This window comes from Arcicella rigui (assembly GCF_034929435.1).
Lineage (GTDB): Bacteria > Bacteroidota > Bacteroidia > Cytophagales > Spirosomataceae > Arcicella > Arcicella rigui.
The window spans coordinates 1-17,628 of sequence record NZ_JAYFUM010000010.1 but is presented as its reverse complement, the minus strand read 5'-3'; the positions used below and the strand labels follow the sequence as shown (position 1 = coordinate 17,628).

Below are 17,628 nucleotides of genomic sequence, written 5' to 3'. Positions count from 1 at the left end.
TTTTGCAAAGATACGCCCAATTGTTTAATTGAATAAACCAATACAAAATATATGCTCATCGAATTACAGAATTTCGGGCCAATAAAGTCATTTCAGTTTGATACTTCTAAGGATATTCATGCGATTTTTGGGAAGAATAATATTGGAAAATCTTATGCCATTAGTGCGGTTTATTTGATATTGAAGAATCTGAGTGATTATAGTTATTATGATAATGAATATACCTTGGATTTCGCATTAAGCTATGAAAAAACAGCAATTGAAAAAACAGTTGAAAAAAGGGTATTTGATTTAAACTTTTTAAAATACGATATAAAAAAAGAAATCTTAGAATACTTTAAAGGTTCTTTAAACACCCATTTATTATCTGGTATTAATAATTCTTTAAAAAACACATTTGATTTAAATTCTATTCAAAATATTAATTCAGATTGTCCCATAAAAATAATTATAAGTTTTAGTATTGGTGTTTTAACTATTGACTTTGATACAAATCCTTCAAAAGCTGTCATAGGTAGTTTAGAATTGACTCCAAATTTTGAGATCTATAATTCAGAAACTAACGTAAACTCAACAAAAGACTCTTTCTCATTTTATATTAAAAATGAAGAAAATGGAGAAAAAGTCATATATGGATTGAGAAGTATAATGGACACGTTACATAAAAATCTAAAAAGAGATGTAAAACACTTCTCAAACCAAATCTATTTCCTACCAGCTTCTCGTTCAGGACTTTACAATGCTTTAAATTCCTTCGGAGCTATTTTTGCTGAACTTTCTCGTAATAGAAACTTTATTCGTCAAAAAATTGAAATTCCAAATATTTCAGAACCCATCTCTGATTATTTTCTAAGGCTAAATACCATTGATAAAGCTCAAGTCAATGAAAAGTATGTAGAGTATTTTGAAGAAATTGAAAAGGATATTCTGAAAGGAACTATAACCCTTGATACTGAAACTAAAAAGTATTTTTATACACCACAGCATTCTGAAATAAAATTGGAATTATCATTTACTTCATCAATGATTTCGGAAATTGCTCCAATCATCGCCCATTTGAAGTATATTATTCCTTTTGGAGATAAAAGTACCTCAATACTTTTTATCGAAGAACCAGAGGCTCATTTGCATCCAGAAGTACAGGTGGCTTTACTCAATTTTTTTGTGAAACTGAGTAAAGCAAATGTGAAAATTGTAATGACTTCACACAGTAATTATATTTTCAATAAACTCAGTAATTTGATAATTGCCAAAGAAATACAACCTGAAAACATAAGTATTTCTCTGATGAAAATGACTAACCAAGGTAGTGTTATTGAAGATGGTGCAATGGCTGTTGACGAACATGGTATTGAAGACAATAATTTTGTAGATATTGCCGAACAACTTTATGAAGAAAGGATGCAATTATTAGAAAAACTTTAGCTACTCCAGAAAAATGTTAATTCAAGAAATTCTACAAGACCCAGTTCTCAGCAATTTTCTCTGCGATGATTGTGAAGAACATGGCATTGGTATAAATGTAAGTGAAACTTTAAATCGAAATGATTATATTATCATTCGAGTTGATAAATATTATAATACCATCATAAAAGACAATAGTCGTCCAAAATCGCCAGATTGTTTGATTATTCAACACTGTGGAGGAAACAGGTTTGTTTTATACTTGGTTGAACTTAAAGCAATTGAATCTTTAAAAACTGAAAAATTGAGTGATATTCGAGACAAATTTCAAAATTGTTTTGACGATTTTATGAGCGATAAATTTAGAAATTACTTTTACAATACCGATTACGATTTTTCAATCAAATTACTTTTTATTTCTGACCCAAAAGAAGGGAATAAAAACACTAAAAATCAACCTACAAGGATGGATAATTTGTTGTCTCTACCACCATGTAACTTTGGGAATCGTAAATACTTGTTAAATCATAAATTACCAAATCCAACAGTTCAGCCTTGTCAATAGCGTAAATAAACCCTAAATTGAACTTTAAATTTTCACCCAAAGTTAAATCTGTAATTAGCCAAAGAACTAAGTTCTTTATTATTCATAAATTTTAGAAACAATGCAAGTAGAATTAGTAAGAGTGGACGATGCCTTTCACTTTCAGGCAAATGGGATGTCGGGTGTAGCAGTAGATATTGATGCTGCAGAAAATATTGGTGGACATAATGCGGGTTCTCGCCCAATGGAATTATTATTGATGGGCTTAGGCGGTTGTACGGCTATCGACGTAATTTTGATTATGAAAAAACAACGCCAAGTAATTGAAGATTTGAAAATTTCAGTTTCGGGCGAACGTGTGAAAATTGAAGGAACAGAGATGACTCCGTTCCGCAAAATCAATGTTCATTTCAAATTCAAAGGAAATATTGTTGAAGCAAAAGCTCAAAAAGCGATTGAATTATCTATGGAAAAGTACTGCTCGGCAACGGCTCAGTTTAGTGGCTCGGCTGAAATTACACATACTTTTGAGATTGAGAATTAATTTTTATCTTAGCATTTAAACATTTAATTTTTATACACATGAAGAAGGTAGTTTTAGGTTTATCCTTGTTAGCTTTTGTAGCAAACGTTTCTTTGGCACATGACAAAGAAAAAGGTTCTAAATGTTGTAGTCCAAAAATGGCTGCGGCTCACAGTAAGTCAAAATCGAAATGCTGTGCAGAAATGACTAAATCTGCTAAAGTAGAAAAAGTAGCAGACAAAAAAGCGGTTAAAAAAACAGCTTAAGCTTTTTAGGAATTTCATTACAAGACTCATCAATCCTATCAAAGGCTATTGATGAGTTATTTTTTTATGTAATTTTGAAGTCGAAAAATTAAATCTTCGTTTCAATCTTCTCTTTTTTTACAAAATTTAAAGCTCATTACTTATAGCTTACAGCCAACAATGCAACAATATCATACGCTTTTAAAACATATTCTTGAAAACGGAACGCAAAAAACCGACCGTACTGGCACGGGTACTACCAGTATTTTTGGTTATCAGATGCGTTTCAATTTGCAGGAAGGTTTCCCTTTAGTAACCACTAAAAAAGTACATTTAAAATCTATCATTCACGAATTACTTTGGTTTATTAATGGCGATACCAATATCAAATATTTAAAAGATAATGGTGTAGGAATTTGGGACGAATGGGCGGATGAAAATGGTGATTTGGGCCCTGTTTACGGTAAACAATGGAGAAGCTGGACAACACCAGACGGCAAAGTAATCGACCAATTGAAAGAGGTAATTGATACTTTAAAGAAAAGTCCTGATTCAAGAAGAATTATTGTGAGTGCTTGGAATGTTGGCGAATTGTCTGAAATGGCTCTGATGCCTTGTCATGCACTTTTTCAGTTTTATGTTGCCGATAACAAATTGTCTTGCCAATTGTATCAGCGTTCGGCAGATGTATTTTTGGGTGTGCCTTTCAATATCGCTTCTTATGCTTTGCTGACGATGATGATTGCCCAAGTATGCGATTTGGAAGTTGGAGATTTTATCTGGACGGGTGGCGATACTCACATTTACTCAAATCACTACGAGCAAGTAGCCACACAGTTGGCTCGTGAACCACGTCCATTACCTACTATGAAAATCAATCCTGAGGTAAAAAGTATCTTTGATTTTAAATATGAAGATTTTACTTTAGAAAACTATAATCCTTATCCGGGTATCAAAGCTCCAGTAGCGGTTTAGTTTGATACCATACTGTATTTCGATTTTCAAAGAAAAAGGCTGTCTGAATCAAGACAGCCTTTTTCTTTGAATTTTAGTCTGAAAATAAAATTTCAAAGTTTAAAACAATTTTATACTTAATTGAGTAAAACATTTTATTGGAAAAGTATAAAAATAAAAATATATCTCGCATTTATAAAAGATTTATAACACTTATAACAACAGCAAAATATTGCCGATTTTTTTTGCCTCTGTTTTGTATTTCTAATTAAACTATTTTGTAAGTTCACAGTTGGCATTTTTTATATCCTTAAATTTTCTATAACTCCTATCAATAATTTATAGTCGTTATACTTTGTTACTTCAAAATATTGAACATATAGTACTGAAAATGCCAAAAGTATTTAAAACATTTTAAAAAAGAATTTATGACTTCAACTCTGGCACACACACAAGATTTTCTTGAAAAAATTACAGAAAATGTCAAAATAGCGATGTTCCAATTTTGTTTGACAGAAATGGGAACTATCAGGTTTCAGTATTTAAGTAAAGTGATTGAAAAAGTATGCCCAAGCGTTGACTATCAGAGTTTCATTGATAATCCAGAACAAACATTTAGAATTAAACTTGGTGATAATTTTGAACACTTTGCAAGCTCACTGAAAAAAGCAAATGAAGAACTTTGTACTTGGGAATTTGAGTGTGAGTTAGTCGATGATGAGAAGGATATTAATTGGATTCAGATTTTTGCAAGTCCTCATACTGATAATGGTACAACCTATTGGTCTGGATTTTTTAAAAATATTACCCAAGAAAAACAAACGCTTGAAAATAACATCATCCGAGAAAAGCGACTCAGCACTATCATAGAAAATAGTACCGAAGGTTTTGCCTTACTGAATGCTGATGGGAAAATTATTGAAATGAGCCCATCAGGAAAAAAAATACTTGGACTTGATGTCAACGAAAACCCTGGTGAAATCATTAATAAAGTAACTATTCACCCGGATGATAGAATTACTTTAGGGCAACAATTTCTACAATCAATTGCCAATCCGAATGAAGTAGAACAATGTGAATTTAGGATTTTACAACCCAATGGCGAATACAAATGGCTTGAAACCCTGATTCATAATTTACTGGACGAACCCAACGTAAATGCCATTGTACTGAACTACCGAGATATTACCGAGCGAATACAGGCTAAACAACAAAAAGAATTTGATGCCAATAACCTAAAAGCTTTAATTGACAATACCAGTGAATTGGTTTGGAGTGTGGACTCGTCGAGGAAACTCATTTCATTCAATACTGCTTATGAAAATATCGTAAAGAGATACGGGAAAATTGAGGTTTATCCGCAGATGAGTATTATTGAAACGCTAAAATCAGACCCCGTACACCTTGAACGCTATATTTCATATTATGATAGAGCTTTGGCTGGCGAAACCTTTACCGTTCAGTACGAGTACCACAGTAAAACAGATGATTCGGCATGGCGAGAAGTTTCGTTTTATCCAATTCGTGTAGGAGAAAAAGTGATTGGCACGGCGTGTTTCGGAAAAGATATTACTGAAAGAAAAAATGCAGAGTTGGCTCTGCAAAAGACTAATGAACAGCTTAATGCCGCTCAACAATTAGCTCATTTTGGCTATTGGGAAATAGACCTCATTCACAATGACCATCATTGGTCAGAGGAAATGTATAATATTTTTGAAATAGATGCCAAGCAGCCACCACTCAATCTTAATGATGCCATAAAGTACGTTCATCCAGAAGACCGAACTAAAATTTTGGAAGAACATTCCTTAATGATGAATGAAGACAAGTACTTAAATTTTGATTTTAGGTTATTGATGCCTGATGGAAGAGTTAAGTACTTATTGATGAATGCCAAGATGGTGAAGGAAGAAGATGGCACAAAATCAAAAATTAAAATTACTTCTAAAGACGTAAGTCAAAGGAAGAAAGTTGAAATGGAACTTATTGAAAGCGAAAAACGCTTCAAGGCTCTAATAGAAAATAGTACTGAAGGAATTGCGATTGTCAACGATGCAGGGACAATTACTGAAATCAGTGCTGGTGGTAAGAAAATGTTTAATATCAATAACCTTGAAGAGTTTAGTATTAATGCCATCCACCCAGAAGATATAGAGAAACTAAGTAACATTTATTACAAGGTTTACGAAGACCCTACTTATTCACCCACGGCAAACTTTAGGTACGTTAGACCTTCGGGCGAAACGATTTGGATTGAAACCAATTTCAACAACCAATTGTCCGAACCCTCAATTAAGGGTATCGTAATGAATTTCAGAGATATTACGGAAAGGAAAATTGTTGAAAAAGCATTAAAAAAGGAAAGGAAATTACTCAGAAATATCATCGACAATTTGCCTTTTAATATTTATGTAAAGGATTTGAAAACCCGAAAAATCCTTGCCAATAAATCAGAATGGGAATTTGTAGGGGCAGCTTCTGAAAGTGAAGTATTGGGTAAAACTGACTTTGAGCTTTTTAGTGAAGAAAGTGCTGTCCAGTCGGAAATTGATGATTTGCAAGTCATGAAAAACGACCGAAGTATTATCAACAAAGAAACACTTTGTTTTGATGCTCATGGAAATAAAGTCTGGTATCTTATCTCAAAAATTCCTCTCAAAAATGAATCAAATGAAGTAGATGGTTTATTAGGACTCAATATTGACATTACCAAACAAAAAGCTGTTCAAGAAAAACTTACCGAAAACGAAGAAATGTTCCGAGAGCTCGCCAAGAGTGTTCCGGGTGTGGTTTTTCAGTTTTATGTTGAAGCCAATGGTGATACCTATTTTTCTTACCTAAGCACAAAAATGTACGAATTTTTTGGTGTTCCTGATGATTTCAGTGTAAGCAATATGTCGAAATACATCTATTATAAAGATAGAGTTCGCTTTGAAGAATCAGTATTAGAAGCCATTCAGTATAAAAGAGATTGGAATTTTGAGGGGAGAACCCAAACGCCAAGTCTGGGCATCAGATGGTTTCATGGGATGTCAACGCCAACAGTGAAAGAAGATAGAATGATTTTCAATGGCATTCTATTGGACATCACTGAACGTAAAAAAGCAGAGGAAGACAAAAAACAAATGAGAAGATTAGAAATCTCTTTGGAAAAAGAGCGTGAAATCAACATTGTAAAATCAAGGTTTATTTCATTTGCTTCTCATGAGTTCAGAACGCCACTCGCAACCATTACCACAAGTATTGATATTATTGGTATTTATGCCAATATGATGAATGACGAAAGCCTAAGAGAAAAAATTCAATATCATCTCAACAAAGTAGTTTTTCAGGCTCATCGTATTACGCAAATGCTGACGGATATTCTCTTACTCGAAAAAGCAAGTAATGAAAAACTTAACATCAAAAGTGAACAAATAGACATTGTACAGTTTATTGAAAACCTCAATCACCAAAACTATACAGATAGAAATGATGGTCGAAAACTGGAATTGATTTTGCCAAACGAACACGCTCAGATATTAACTGACCCAATTTTGTTAGACCACATTCTTTGTAATTTAATCAATAATGCTTTTAAATTTTCAAAAGGAGCGAGAGACCCTGAGCTGATTTTGAAGTACGAAGAAAGTAAACTCAAAATTTCAATAAAGGATTATGGCATCGGGATTCCCGAAAAAGACCAAAAACACTTGTTTGAAATATTTTTTAGAGCAAATAATGCGATTAAAATAGAAGGAACAGGTTTAGGCTTGAATCTTACTCGTGAATTTGCCCACAAATTGGGCGGAAATATCGCTTTTGATAGTAAGGAAGGAGAAGGAACAGTGTTTATCTTGACTTTGCCTTATGATATTCAAGGATAGCTTTTGATTGAAATGACTACATTTTAATTGACCTTTTGCTTTTCGGAAATGTCTAATAATTAGAAAATAGTAATTGCTGAACACCAATTACTATTTTCTAATTACTACTTAACAAAAAATTATAAATCCATCACAAAAGTATATTTACCAGAACCCAATGCCATTGTTCCGTCTGAAGCTACACTTTGTTTTGTGCCACTTTCGGTAATTGAGCTTAGTTTTTGTGTAGGGAAAGTCAGCGTTGCGGTAGTATTCGCTGGAATTTCTACTTCCCAAGTCAGTTTTCCATTTTCTATTTTCCAAGCAGAAGCCACTACGCCATAATTGGTTTTCAAGCTTCCTTTGGCATAAGTAAGTCCGCCGCCGATTTGTGGTTTTATCACAATTTCTTTGTAACCTGCACCATCAAATTCTTTGGTATCAATTCCTGCAATATTTCTGTACATCCAGTCGCCTACTGCTCCATAAGCGTAGTGGTTGAAAGAAGTCATGCCGGGGTCTTGGAAAGTGCTGTCTGGTTTCATACTGTCCCAACGTTCCCAAATGGTAGTTGCTCCATGAGCTTTAATTGGGTATAACCACGAAGGATACGTATCCTGCAAAAGCAATTTATAAGCCACATCATTTCTACCAAAACGACTCAAAACAGGATTTAAGAAAGGTGTTCCTAAGAAACCAGTCGTTAAGTGATAATTATACGATTTGATATTTTCAACCAATCTTTCTACGGCTTGCTGACGCAATGATTCGGGCAACATATCAAATTGTAAAGCCAAAACATAAGCCGTTTGTGTTTCAGAAATCAATCTTCCAGATGCCGTCATGTACTCATTTTGGAATTGTTTCTTTACGCTGACTAATAATTTTTCATAGGTTTGTACATCGTCCGTTTTGCCCAAAACCTTAGCGGCATTAATGATTAACTGCACATTGTAAGCATAGAAACACTGAGCCACCAAGTAATTATCAGTAATGGCCGATTTCATTCCAATCATTCCTTTTGAATCATCTACACGATACGAAAGCCAGTCAGCAAACTGAAAACCAGTATTCCATAAATCATTTTTTGCAGCCTTGTGGATATACTCCACACTTTTTTTCATGGTTTCGTATTGGTTTTCGAGTACTTGTTTATCGCCAAAAGCCACGTAAACATTATATGGAATAATAATGCCAGCATCGCCCCAGCCAGCCGCTTGCGTAGGGCCATCATTCAATACATTCGGAATTACGTGTGGTACTGCTCCGTTTGGAAATTGGTCTGCCGTTACATCTTTCAACCATTTTGCAAAAAACTGATTAGCATTAAAATTATAAGAAGCTGTTCTTGAAAATACTTCTGCGTCGCCCGTCCAACCTAAACGCTCATCTCGTTGCGGACAGTCGGTAGGTACGTCCAAGAAATTACCTTTTTGTCCCCACTGAATATTCTTTTGTAATTGATTCACTAAAGCATTTGAGGTTTCAAAATTCCCAGTTTGCTCCATATCCGAATACAAAGCATAAGCCGTAAAATCTTCTGGATTGATATTTCCACTCGCACCATCAACTTGTACAAATCTAAAACCAAAGAAAGTAAAATGTGGCTCGAAGAAATCTTTTCCATTCCCACTCAAAATATAAGTAGCTTGTGCTTTCGCCGAGCGAAGGTTGTCAAAGTACGGATTTCCGAATTTATCCATCATTTCAAAATGCGAAAGTGTAATTTTATCTTCTGCTTTACCTTGTGCCGAAAGGCTTACCCAACCCACCAAATTTTGTCCAAAATCTAAAATTGTTTTACCATTCGTTGCCTTGAATACTTTTACAGGTTTAAAAGTTTCATGCTTTTTGATGGGTTCATTTACCGAAGCATTCAGGTAATCGCTTGGAAAATTTTTCTCAACTGCATTTTTCCAGTCAGTATCATTGAAAGTAGTACTTGCCCAATTGGCTATTCTTTTGCGAGCGTCAATTACTTCACCATCATAAATTTCTGCGAAACGAATATCACTTTCTGCTACTTTCCAAGAATTATCCGAAACGATACTTTCCTTTGAGCCATCAGAGTAGGTTAATTCTAATTGAAAAAGTAGGGCTGTTTCTTTTCCATAAATATTTTGCTGATGCAGCCAAGCCAAACGAGTTCTGTACCAACCACTTCCAAGCGTTGTCGCAATGGCATTTTTTCCAGAAGTAATCAAATTTGTAACGTCATACGCTTGGTATTGCAAATGTTTGTTGTAGCTCGTCCAGCCCGGAGTCAGGAATGCGTCGCCTACTCTTTTACCGTTTACTTGGATTTCGTACAAACCTCTTGCCGTTACAAAAGCCGTAGCATTTACGATTTTCTTTTTGGTTTCAAAACTCTTTCTGAACATCGGTACAACACCATTTACAGTGTCGTTGGCAAAGCCCGAACTTATCCATTTTGCTTTCCAGTCGCCCTTGTTCAACGCTGTTTGAAAATTGGCGGAAGCCCATTCCGACGTTTGTCCTTGGTTATCCCAAACCCGAACTTGCCAAGTAAAACGAGTATTTGAAGGAAGTTTTTCGCCTTGATAAGCATTAAAAACAGAGTTTGAAGTATTCACTTTCCCACTCGACCAAACCACCTTTTTCCCATTTTTTACTTGGATTTCATAAGCAGTTTGTTTTACGTTTTTCTTATCAGAAATCAATTGCCAAGCAAATCTTGGTTTTTCGGCATCAATTCCGATAGGATTTTTGAGATTTTCAGTCGTTAAATTTTGGAGCTTTAATTGTGTAAAGGCAGTATTTGCCGCCAACATACATAAGAAAAGGAGAAATGTTTTTTTCATGTTTTTCGGAAATTAGATGATAAATTGTGAATTGCGTATTACTCAGAATTGAGTGACGAAAAATAGTGACTTATTTGCCAAAGTGTGTTCGTAGTTGTTGGCTATTGAGGATTTTAGGGTTTTCGTAAGAATTAATAATAAAATTATAAAGCGATTAGAAGTACAGAGTTTTATACTTTTAAACATTTAGGGAAGGTTTATTGATAATCTTCCCTATTTTTTTTACCATCAAATTGGTATTATTTTACAAGCATATTCGATATTTTTTACTTAATCCAAAAACAAAAAAACATGAACGAATCTTGGATTGATAGATGGAATGAACGATACAGTATGGAAGCCTTTGCTTATGGCGAACAACCCAACAATTTCCTCAAGGAACAATTATCAGGTTTAGCGGTTGGTAAAATACTGTTTCCAGCAGAAGGAGAAGGACGCAATGCCGTTTTTGCGGCTACATTAGGTTGGCAAGTTTCGGCTTTTGATATTAGCACTGAAGGAAAAAATAAAGCCTTGAAGCTCGCCGAAATGCATCAAGTGAGGATAGACTATCAAGTTGAAGAACTTCAAAACTTAGCCTATCAACCTGAGCAATTTGATGCGATTGCTCTTATTTACGCCCATTTTCCTGCTGATATTAAATCTGTTTACCACAAAACTTTAGATAAGTATTTGCGGAAAGGGGGCATCATTATTTTTGAAGCCTTTAGTAAAAAACATCTTGAGTATATTGCCAAAAATGAAAAAGTAGGCGGACCAAAAGAAGAAGCCATGCTTTTTTCAAAAGAGGAAATCAAGGCCGATTTTGACAATTATGAAATTATTATTTTGAAGGAAACAGAAATTGAATTGAACGAAGGGCTATTTCATAATGGACTTGGTTCTGTAATCAGATTTGTAGGAAAGAAAAAATAACTCAAGATATTTACTCAGTAAGTTTGTTTTAACATCATTGTTCAAAGAGATATGAAAAAAATAATTATTGTTTTATCGTTAGTACTTGGTTTTCATCAGCTTTCAGCACAAAATGAACAGGAAAGAAATCATCCTTTTGGTCAGTACTTTAATCTATTGAATGGAAGTAACAAATCAAGTTTGAAACGTATTGAGCTTTCATCTGAGATAGATTCAACTTGGGAAAAATGGAAAGAAAGAGGCTACTCTTTTGGCTTTGACCCACGCAAAACACCTATGTACACATCCGTCAACGGAATCCTTAGCACTCCGTACATGATACAAGTACGAGGCAATGCAGATGAAAGAAATAAAAAGCGTTGGGGGTTTCATGTATTCGAGGGCTATGCTAAAGACGATAAATCAAGAATCACGATGCTCGTAAATAAACATATTGAAGAAGAAAAACCAGTAGCTGAATTGTATTATTATGGTACTGTCTATAATCATTCTGCCAATGCTTACAACTGGTTTAGAATAGGTTCTGACGTAAAAAATCACTCTTTTTTATTCAGTAGAGATAAAGCACTTTTCTACGGTTCATTAACGATGTCTAATGCCTTTACACTCGGTAATATCGGCAAAGACGATATTCTAACAACAAAACCAGAAGGTGACGATGAAAATAATGCTGAAAAAGATGCTAAATATGTGAATTACAAAGAATTAAAAAATGCCAAAGATGGAACGATGTTCTATGATAAGGAAAATCATATTGTAGTGATTAAGGTAAATGGTGTATGGATGCAGATGCTCGTACAAGCATTACCCAAAGGAGTAAAGTATGATTTTTAATATTCATTTTCTTGATTATTTCACAATTGTTAAAAATAAATTGCAAGTAATTGCCAGATAAATTTTATTTTGCTACGATTTATTATTTTGTATCGTTTAAAAATTTCAAAACACATGAAAAAATTTAATTTACTTTTATCATTGTTGTTTGTTTTGGGCTTGTTCCAAGCAAATGCTCAGACTTCTGTTGATGAAACCCTAAAAGAATGGGAAAGAGCTAAAGCCTATACCAAAGAGTACTTGGATGCTATGCCAGAAAGTGGCTATGCTTTGAAACCAACGCCAGAAATGCGTTCATTCGCTGAACAAATGCTTCATTTGACAGACGCTAACTATACTTTTGGTTCGGCTGTGACTGGCGAAAAAAGTCCAGTTGGAAGAGGTGAATCTGAAAAAGCAACAGATAAATCAAAAGAAAATGTTACGAAATTAGTTTTGGCTGGCTATGATTTTGTTATTAATGGTATCAAAAAAATGACTCCTGCTCAACTGAGTGAAAAAGTTAAACTTTTTGACCGTTTCGAGATGACAAAAGCAACAGCTTTGGGTAAAGGTTTTGAACACCAAACTCACCACAGAGGACAAACAACGGTTTATATTCGTTTGGCTGGTGCTAAACCACCACAAGAAAAATTATTCTAAAACAGGGTTTTATTAAGCAAGAAGCGACTGGAGATACTCTTCAGTCGCTTTTTTATTTATCCTAAATCATTCTAAAAAAATACGTCTCTAAATTTTTTTCATAAGAAATTCTTCGTTAACTTATGAAAAACTATCGTACAACACAAAAGTGCTTTATTGTATGGAACAAATCATCGGAAAAGATTGGGTAGATTGGTTTTTAAATATTGCTATATTATTATGTGCAGGAAACTATTTTTGGACTTTTTTCAATAATAAAGCAATCATTGGAAAAAGGTTTGACATCAATGATGGCAATCAAAATCAATTAATCCATTATGTCACGGTTCAATACGAACAAATTGAACATATCAGACAGGCATATATTTGGGAAATTTATTCGGTTTACGATAACCGATTGACGGAGTATCGGCAATTATTTTTTGATAACCTGACCAAAGAACATCGTGGGGAAGAGCATTCTCAAAAATTCTGGAATGAACTTACAAGAGGGCAAAAAATATTTTGGTCATTTTTGGCTATCGAAGGTGAAATAGACAATGGTGGTTTGTTTCAGTTTATCAATAATTATCCAGAACATTTGTACTCGGCACGACAAGTAATGGTGGAATTGGGGCAAGATAAAATCATTGCCGATTATGATGAGTTTTTAGAGGAAGTAGAGCAAAAGAAAATGAAACTAAGCTGGAATATTTGGCAATCGAATAGTCCGATAAGTAATCAAAGACATCGCATCAAAGCTTTTTCAGATGGTTATAAAATTTTAGAAAGTACCGATACCATCGAAGATTATTTTGATGAGGAGGACTTCAAAAGACAATGGCATAAAGCCATGTGCGATTATATCGAACAAAACATTGAGCAATTTTCAAAAGTGATTTAAAACATATTCTTTTAAAAAACAAAAAAAGGGGTGTAGAACAACACGCCTTTTTTTGTGGAGATAAACGCAAAAACGACTCTACAAGATAGGATAAGTGTGTCGATTGTTTCTTCTAAATTCATTTTGAATTTATTGATAAAATCCAAAAACGATGAGACAATCACTTTTACTTCTGTTGCTTATTTTTTCGATGGCTTTTCTGAGCGAAGCCAAACCTATTCGAGTAGGAGTTGCGGGGATGACCCACAACCATATCAACCAAGTATTTGACTACATCGGTAAACAAGATGAAGTAGAAATCGTTGGTTTTGCAGAACCAAACAAAGCTTTGGCAATGAGACTGCTGAAAGAACATCATTTGCCAGAATCACTTTGGTTTGCGAGTTTAGAAGAGTTAATCAAACAAACTAAACCTCAAGCCGTTTGTGCTTTCAATTCTATTTTTGAACATTTGGCGGTTGTACAGGCTTGTGCTCCCAAAGGAATTCATGTTATTGTAGAAAAACCTTTAGCCGTAAATAATATACACTTAAACCAAATGCGAGCTTTGGTACAGAAGCATCACATTCATCTACTTACCAATTTTGAAACTACTTGGTACGCTTCTCATGCTAAAGTATGGGAAATTGTAAAACAAGAAAAAAGCTTAGGGAATATTCGTAAAGTAGTGTTTAAGGACGGACACAAAGGGCCAAAAGAAATTGGTTGTACTAAAGAATTTACCGATTGGCTAACCGACCCAATTGGCAACGGAGGCGGAGCTTTGGTTGATTTTGGCTGTTATGGAGCAAATATCATGACTTGGCTCATGGACGGACAAAAACCCATAGCCGTTACCGCTGTTACGCAACAAATAAAACCAAAAGTATATCCAAAAGTAGAAGATGAAGCCAGCATTATTTTGAAGTACCCCAATTGTCAGGCGATTATCCAAGCCTCTTGGAATTGGCCTTTTGGTGTAAAAGATACCGAAGTTTATGGCACAGATGGCATTCTGATTGCCAATAGAGAAAGTAAAATGCGTTATATTTTTGGCGAAGCTACGGGTTCAGAAAAATGGCTCGATTTATCTCCTCTTCCTCACGAACGTTCAAATATTTTTTCATACTTAGCGGCAGTAATTAATGGAAAAATAGACCCACAAAAAGACCTTTCATCTTTTGCTGTTAATGAAATTGTAGTGGAAATTTTATCCGCTGCCAAAGAGTCTGCTAAAACAGGAAAGACCATTTATCTGAAAAAATAATTATTTGATAGCTTCAAAATCCTTTTTGTCGGTAAAATATTCTAAGCCCAAAGCCCAAATGATGGTCATCAGAAAAGTGAGTTTTTGCATAGTCGGCAAAATCACGGTGTAAGTATTGGCGTAGTAAATATAATTGCTGCTATAAAAAACAAGTAAGCAAGCGACAGAGAGGATTTTGAAGAACAATAATTTTGACTTAAAAATAAATACCGTAATATAAAACATACTTAGCAAAGCCATCGAAACGGCAAGGGCAACCATTAAATCGTGGTAGGGAGTGACGGTCAAAAAGGCACAAACCATCGCACCTACGCCAAAGTAACGAATAATATTTGAAGCACTTTTAACCATAATTTTTTTTGAAAATTGCACAAAAAATACTCCAATACTAACCGAGAGTACCAACATTGCCGCTATTGCCCATGGTCGGGCAAGGTTATCGAGTCCGTTTACAGCTTTTTCGCCAAATAAATTGGTGATATAATTATTTTTCCAGTCGAACCCAACTGCATTTTTATCGTACACAGAACCGCCCGGATAATAAATTGTGGCAATTAAAAAAAGTAGCAAAGCACTGATAATACCACTGAGTATAAAATATTTTTTAAACATTTTCATAATTAATTAGAGTAACAAATCTTCTGAGGTTAAAAATAAACGATAATTCTATTAAATTACTATTTTGGCTAAATACAAGTTTTTTAAACTTGATTATTATACATTTAATAAAAATCGCTTAAATTATATTTTTAAATAATTGGATTAGCAAAACCCAAAATTTTGAAATAATAGCAAATTGTACGAATTACTTAATTTTCAAAAATCATGAGTACAAACCCTTTAGCAAAATCGAAACTTAGTAGAATAGACCAATTTCTTGAAATAGCAGGCTGGGGAACTATCATCTTGATTTGGGGCAATACACTTTTTCATTACTCACATCTGCCCGACAAAATTCCTACTCATTTTAATTTTGCTGGCGATGCCGATAGTTTTGGACATAAGGGCATGATTTTACTTTTGCCACTTATTGCTACCTTACTTTTTATAAAGCTCAACGCAGTTACAAAATCTCCTCAAAAATTCAATTATCCAATTCCAATCACTGAAAACAATGCTGAAAAAGTATATCTTTATTCATCAAGAATGATGCGGTACTTGAAATTTATTTTGGTTGTCATTTTTAATATCATTGTATTCAAAACCATTGAACAAGCCCAAGGACATAGTCAGGGACTCGGAACATGGTTTTTACCTTTAGTTTTAGTACTTGTTCTGCTTCCGCTCTTGTATTTTTTGGTAAAAATCGTCTCAGCTTCCAATAAATCTGATTAGTATTTTAGCAATGAGTACGATTTGTCTGATATATTATTTTTCATAAGTAATTGTCAATTAATAAATTGAACACTAATTATCCATTACTATTCATATCATCAACAACAATAATTATGCTTTACAAAAAATTTTTACTTATCGCTTTCTTAGCTTGCGGAGTGTCCGTTTATGGACAGCAAAATCAGTATTTAACAGTATCAAAAGATGGAAAAAAAGTAGGACTCAGTGCCGCAAGAGCTTCGTTTTTAGCACAACTTCCGCTACACTGTATCCAAACAGAGTATCCGAACAAACCTAATCATACTTTAGAGACTGCCCAAGAAGTAGCACTAAGTCCGAAGCAATTGCATCCTTCTTTTTATGGTTGTTTAGATTGGCATTCTTCTGTTCATGGGCATTGGATGTTGGTGAAAATCCTCAAGACTTATCCCAACTTACCAGAGACACAGCAAATAATTGCCATGTTAGAAAATAGTTTTTCGACAGAAAATCTACAAAAAGAAGCCGATTATTTTAATCAATACAAACTTGCTAAGGGTTTTGAACGAACTTATGGCTGGGCTTGGGTACTTAAATTAGATGAAGAATTATTGACTTGGGATAGCCCGATGGCGAAGCGTTGGCATAAAAATTTACAGCCTTTGACACAAGTAATCGTTCAACGTTGGACGGAATATTTACCCAAACAGACCTATCCAAACCGAACTGGCGTGCATCCAAATACCGCTTTTGGGATGGTTTTCGCTTTGGATTGGGCAAGAGCAACCAAGAATACAGCTTTTGAACAAATATTAGTACAACGTAGCAAAGACTATTATTTCAAAAATAAAGCCGTTGCCGCCACACTCGAACCCGACGGAACAGACTTCCTTTCACCCAGTCTTGAAATTGCAGATTTGATGCGAAGAGTATTAGCACCACAAGCCTTTGTACAGTGGTTTAACCAATTTTATACAGCTGAAGGATTAAAAAATGTCTTGCAATTACCCATCGTCAGCGACCGTTCTGATTATCAAATTGTACATTTAGACGGTTTGGCACTCAGTAAAGCTTGGTGTTTGTTGGGCATAGCCAAGCAATTACCCAAAACAGATTTACGCAAGAAACAATTTCAGGAAAAAGCAACCACCTTTTTACAAAAAACTTTACCCAATATTGCCAACGGAAACTATGGAGGCGACCATTGGTTAGGCTCATTTGCGATGTATGCTTTGAGTTTGGAGGTGGAATAAGCGTAGCCGTAGCACGAGTTTCCAACTCGTGAAATTAGCAGTATTTTTCACGAGTTGGAAACTCGTGCTACGGATTTCATAAAACGGCTTCCCTTAAATGTTGTAAATATTTAATTATCAATATATTATAAATAAAACAACCCCGAAAAAGTGTCAATACTGGCAATTTTCGGGGTTTTTCTGTATTTTGTTTCTGCTAGAAAA

At 34.5% G+C, this 17,628-nt stretch carries 15 protein-coding genes; 13 read left to right on the top strand and 2 right to left on the bottom strand.

Features of this window, described 5'->3' with window-relative positions:
* Nucleotides 1-51 precede the first annotated feature (51 nt).
* The 6 genes from VB248_RS09845 (at nucleotide 52) to VB248_RS09820 (ending at nucleotide 7,536) form a co-directional block, all read left to right on the top strand.
* The gene (locus tag VB248_RS09845; RefSeq protein WP_323296601.1) at nucleotides 52-1,425 is read left to right on the top strand and encodes an AAA family ATPase; all 1,374 of its coding nucleotides are present in this window, start codon (nucleotides 52-54) and stop codon (nucleotides 1,423-1,425) included.
* Nucleotides 1,426-1,438: 13 nt separating this feature from the next.
* Nucleotides 1,439-1,969 carry a hypothetical protein gene (locus tag VB248_RS09840; RefSeq protein WP_323296600.1) on the top strand — a complete coding sequence of 177 codons (531 nt, stop codon included), beginning with the start codon at nucleotides 1,439-1,441 and terminating at the stop codon, nucleotides 1,967-1,969.
* Between the two features lie 100 nt (nucleotides 1,970-2,069).
* A complete protein-coding gene (locus tag VB248_RS09835) occupies nucleotides 2,070-2,492 on the top strand; it encodes an OsmC family protein (RefSeq protein WP_323296599.1) in 423 nt (140 codons plus the stop codon).
* A 38-nt stretch (nucleotides 2,493-2,530) separates the two neighbouring features.
* On the top strand, nucleotides 2,531-2,737 hold the full coding sequence (locus tag VB248_RS09830; protein WP_323296598.1) for a hypothetical protein: 207 nt from the start codon (nucleotides 2,531-2,533) through the stop codon (nucleotides 2,735-2,737).
* A 159-nt stretch (nucleotides 2,738-2,896) separates the two neighbouring features.
* Nucleotides 2,897-3,691, top strand: a complete 795-nt coding sequence (locus tag VB248_RS09825; RefSeq protein WP_323296597.1) for a thymidylate synthase — start codon at nucleotides 2,897-2,899, stop codon at nucleotides 3,689-3,691.
* A 407-nt stretch (nucleotides 3,692-4,098) separates the two neighbouring features.
* On the top strand, nucleotides 4,099-7,536 hold the full coding sequence (locus tag VB248_RS09820; RefSeq protein WP_323296596.1) for a PAS domain-containing sensor histidine kinase: 3,438 nt from the start codon (nucleotides 4,099-4,101) through the stop codon (nucleotides 7,534-7,536).
* A gap of 119 nt (nucleotides 7,537-7,655) precedes the next feature.
* Here VB248_RS09820 and VB248_RS09815 read toward each other — a convergent pair whose 3' ends face one another.
* The gene (locus VB248_RS09815) at nucleotides 7,656-10,337 is read right to left on the bottom strand and encodes a glycoside hydrolase family 78 protein (RefSeq protein WP_323296595.1); all 2,682 of its coding nucleotides are present in this window, start codon (nucleotides 10,335-10,337) and stop codon (nucleotides 7,656-7,658) included.
* A gap of 291 nt (nucleotides 10,338-10,628) precedes the next feature.
* Between VB248_RS09815 and VB248_RS09810 the strand changes: the two genes are divergently transcribed.
* From VB248_RS09810 to VB248_RS09790, 5 genes are all read left to right on the top strand, one after another.
* A complete protein-coding gene (locus VB248_RS09810; protein ID WP_323296594.1) occupies nucleotides 10,629-11,252 on the top strand; it encodes a class I SAM-dependent methyltransferase in 624 nt (207 codons plus the stop codon).
* 51 nt (nucleotides 11,253-11,303) lie between these two features.
* The gene (locus VB248_RS09805; RefSeq protein WP_323296593.1) at nucleotides 11,304-12,086 is read left to right on the top strand and encodes a hypothetical protein; all 783 of its coding nucleotides are present in this window, start codon (nucleotides 11,304-11,306) and stop codon (nucleotides 12,084-12,086) included.
* A gap of 114 nt (nucleotides 12,087-12,200) precedes the next feature.
* Nucleotides 12,201-12,728, top strand: a complete 528-nt coding sequence (locus VB248_RS09800; protein ID WP_323296592.1) for a DinB family protein — start codon at nucleotides 12,201-12,203, stop codon at nucleotides 12,726-12,728.
* A 160-nt stretch (nucleotides 12,729-12,888) separates the two neighbouring features.
* Nucleotides 12,889-13,611, top strand: coding sequence for a DMP19 family protein (locus VB248_RS09795; RefSeq protein ID WP_323296591.1), 723 nt, complete (start codon nucleotides 12,889-12,891; stop codon nucleotides 13,609-13,611).
* A 151-nt stretch (nucleotides 13,612-13,762) separates the two neighbouring features.
* Nucleotides 13,763-14,857 carry a Gfo/Idh/MocA family protein gene (locus VB248_RS09790; RefSeq protein WP_323296590.1) on the top strand — a complete coding sequence of 365 codons (1,095 nt, stop codon included), beginning with the start codon at nucleotides 13,763-13,765 and terminating at the stop codon, nucleotides 14,855-14,857.
* On the opposite strand, the gene VB248_RS09785 is transcribed toward VB248_RS09790, so the two are convergent.
* The gene (locus tag VB248_RS09785) at nucleotides 14,858-15,469 is read right to left on the bottom strand and encodes a hypothetical protein (protein ID WP_323296589.1); all 612 of its coding nucleotides are present in this window, start codon (nucleotides 15,467-15,469) and stop codon (nucleotides 14,858-14,860) included. It abuts the gene before it with no gap.
* Nucleotides 15,470-15,682: 213 nt separating this feature from the next.
* Here VB248_RS09785 and VB248_RS09780 point away from each other — a divergent pair, with 213 nt between their 5' ends.
* Together VB248_RS09780 and VB248_RS09775 are read left to right on the top strand one after the other, a co-directional pair.
* Nucleotides 15,683-16,192, top strand: a complete 510-nt coding sequence (locus VB248_RS09780) for a DUF1648 domain-containing protein (RefSeq protein WP_323296588.1) — start codon at nucleotides 15,683-15,685, stop codon at nucleotides 16,190-16,192.
* Between the two features lie 113 nt (nucleotides 16,193-16,305).
* Nucleotides 16,306-17,424 carry a DUF2891 domain-containing protein gene (locus VB248_RS09775; protein ID WP_323296587.1) on the top strand — a complete coding sequence of 373 codons (1,119 nt, stop codon included), beginning with the start codon at nucleotides 16,306-16,308 and terminating at the stop codon, nucleotides 17,422-17,424.
* Nucleotides 17,425-17,628: the final 204 nt, after the last annotated feature.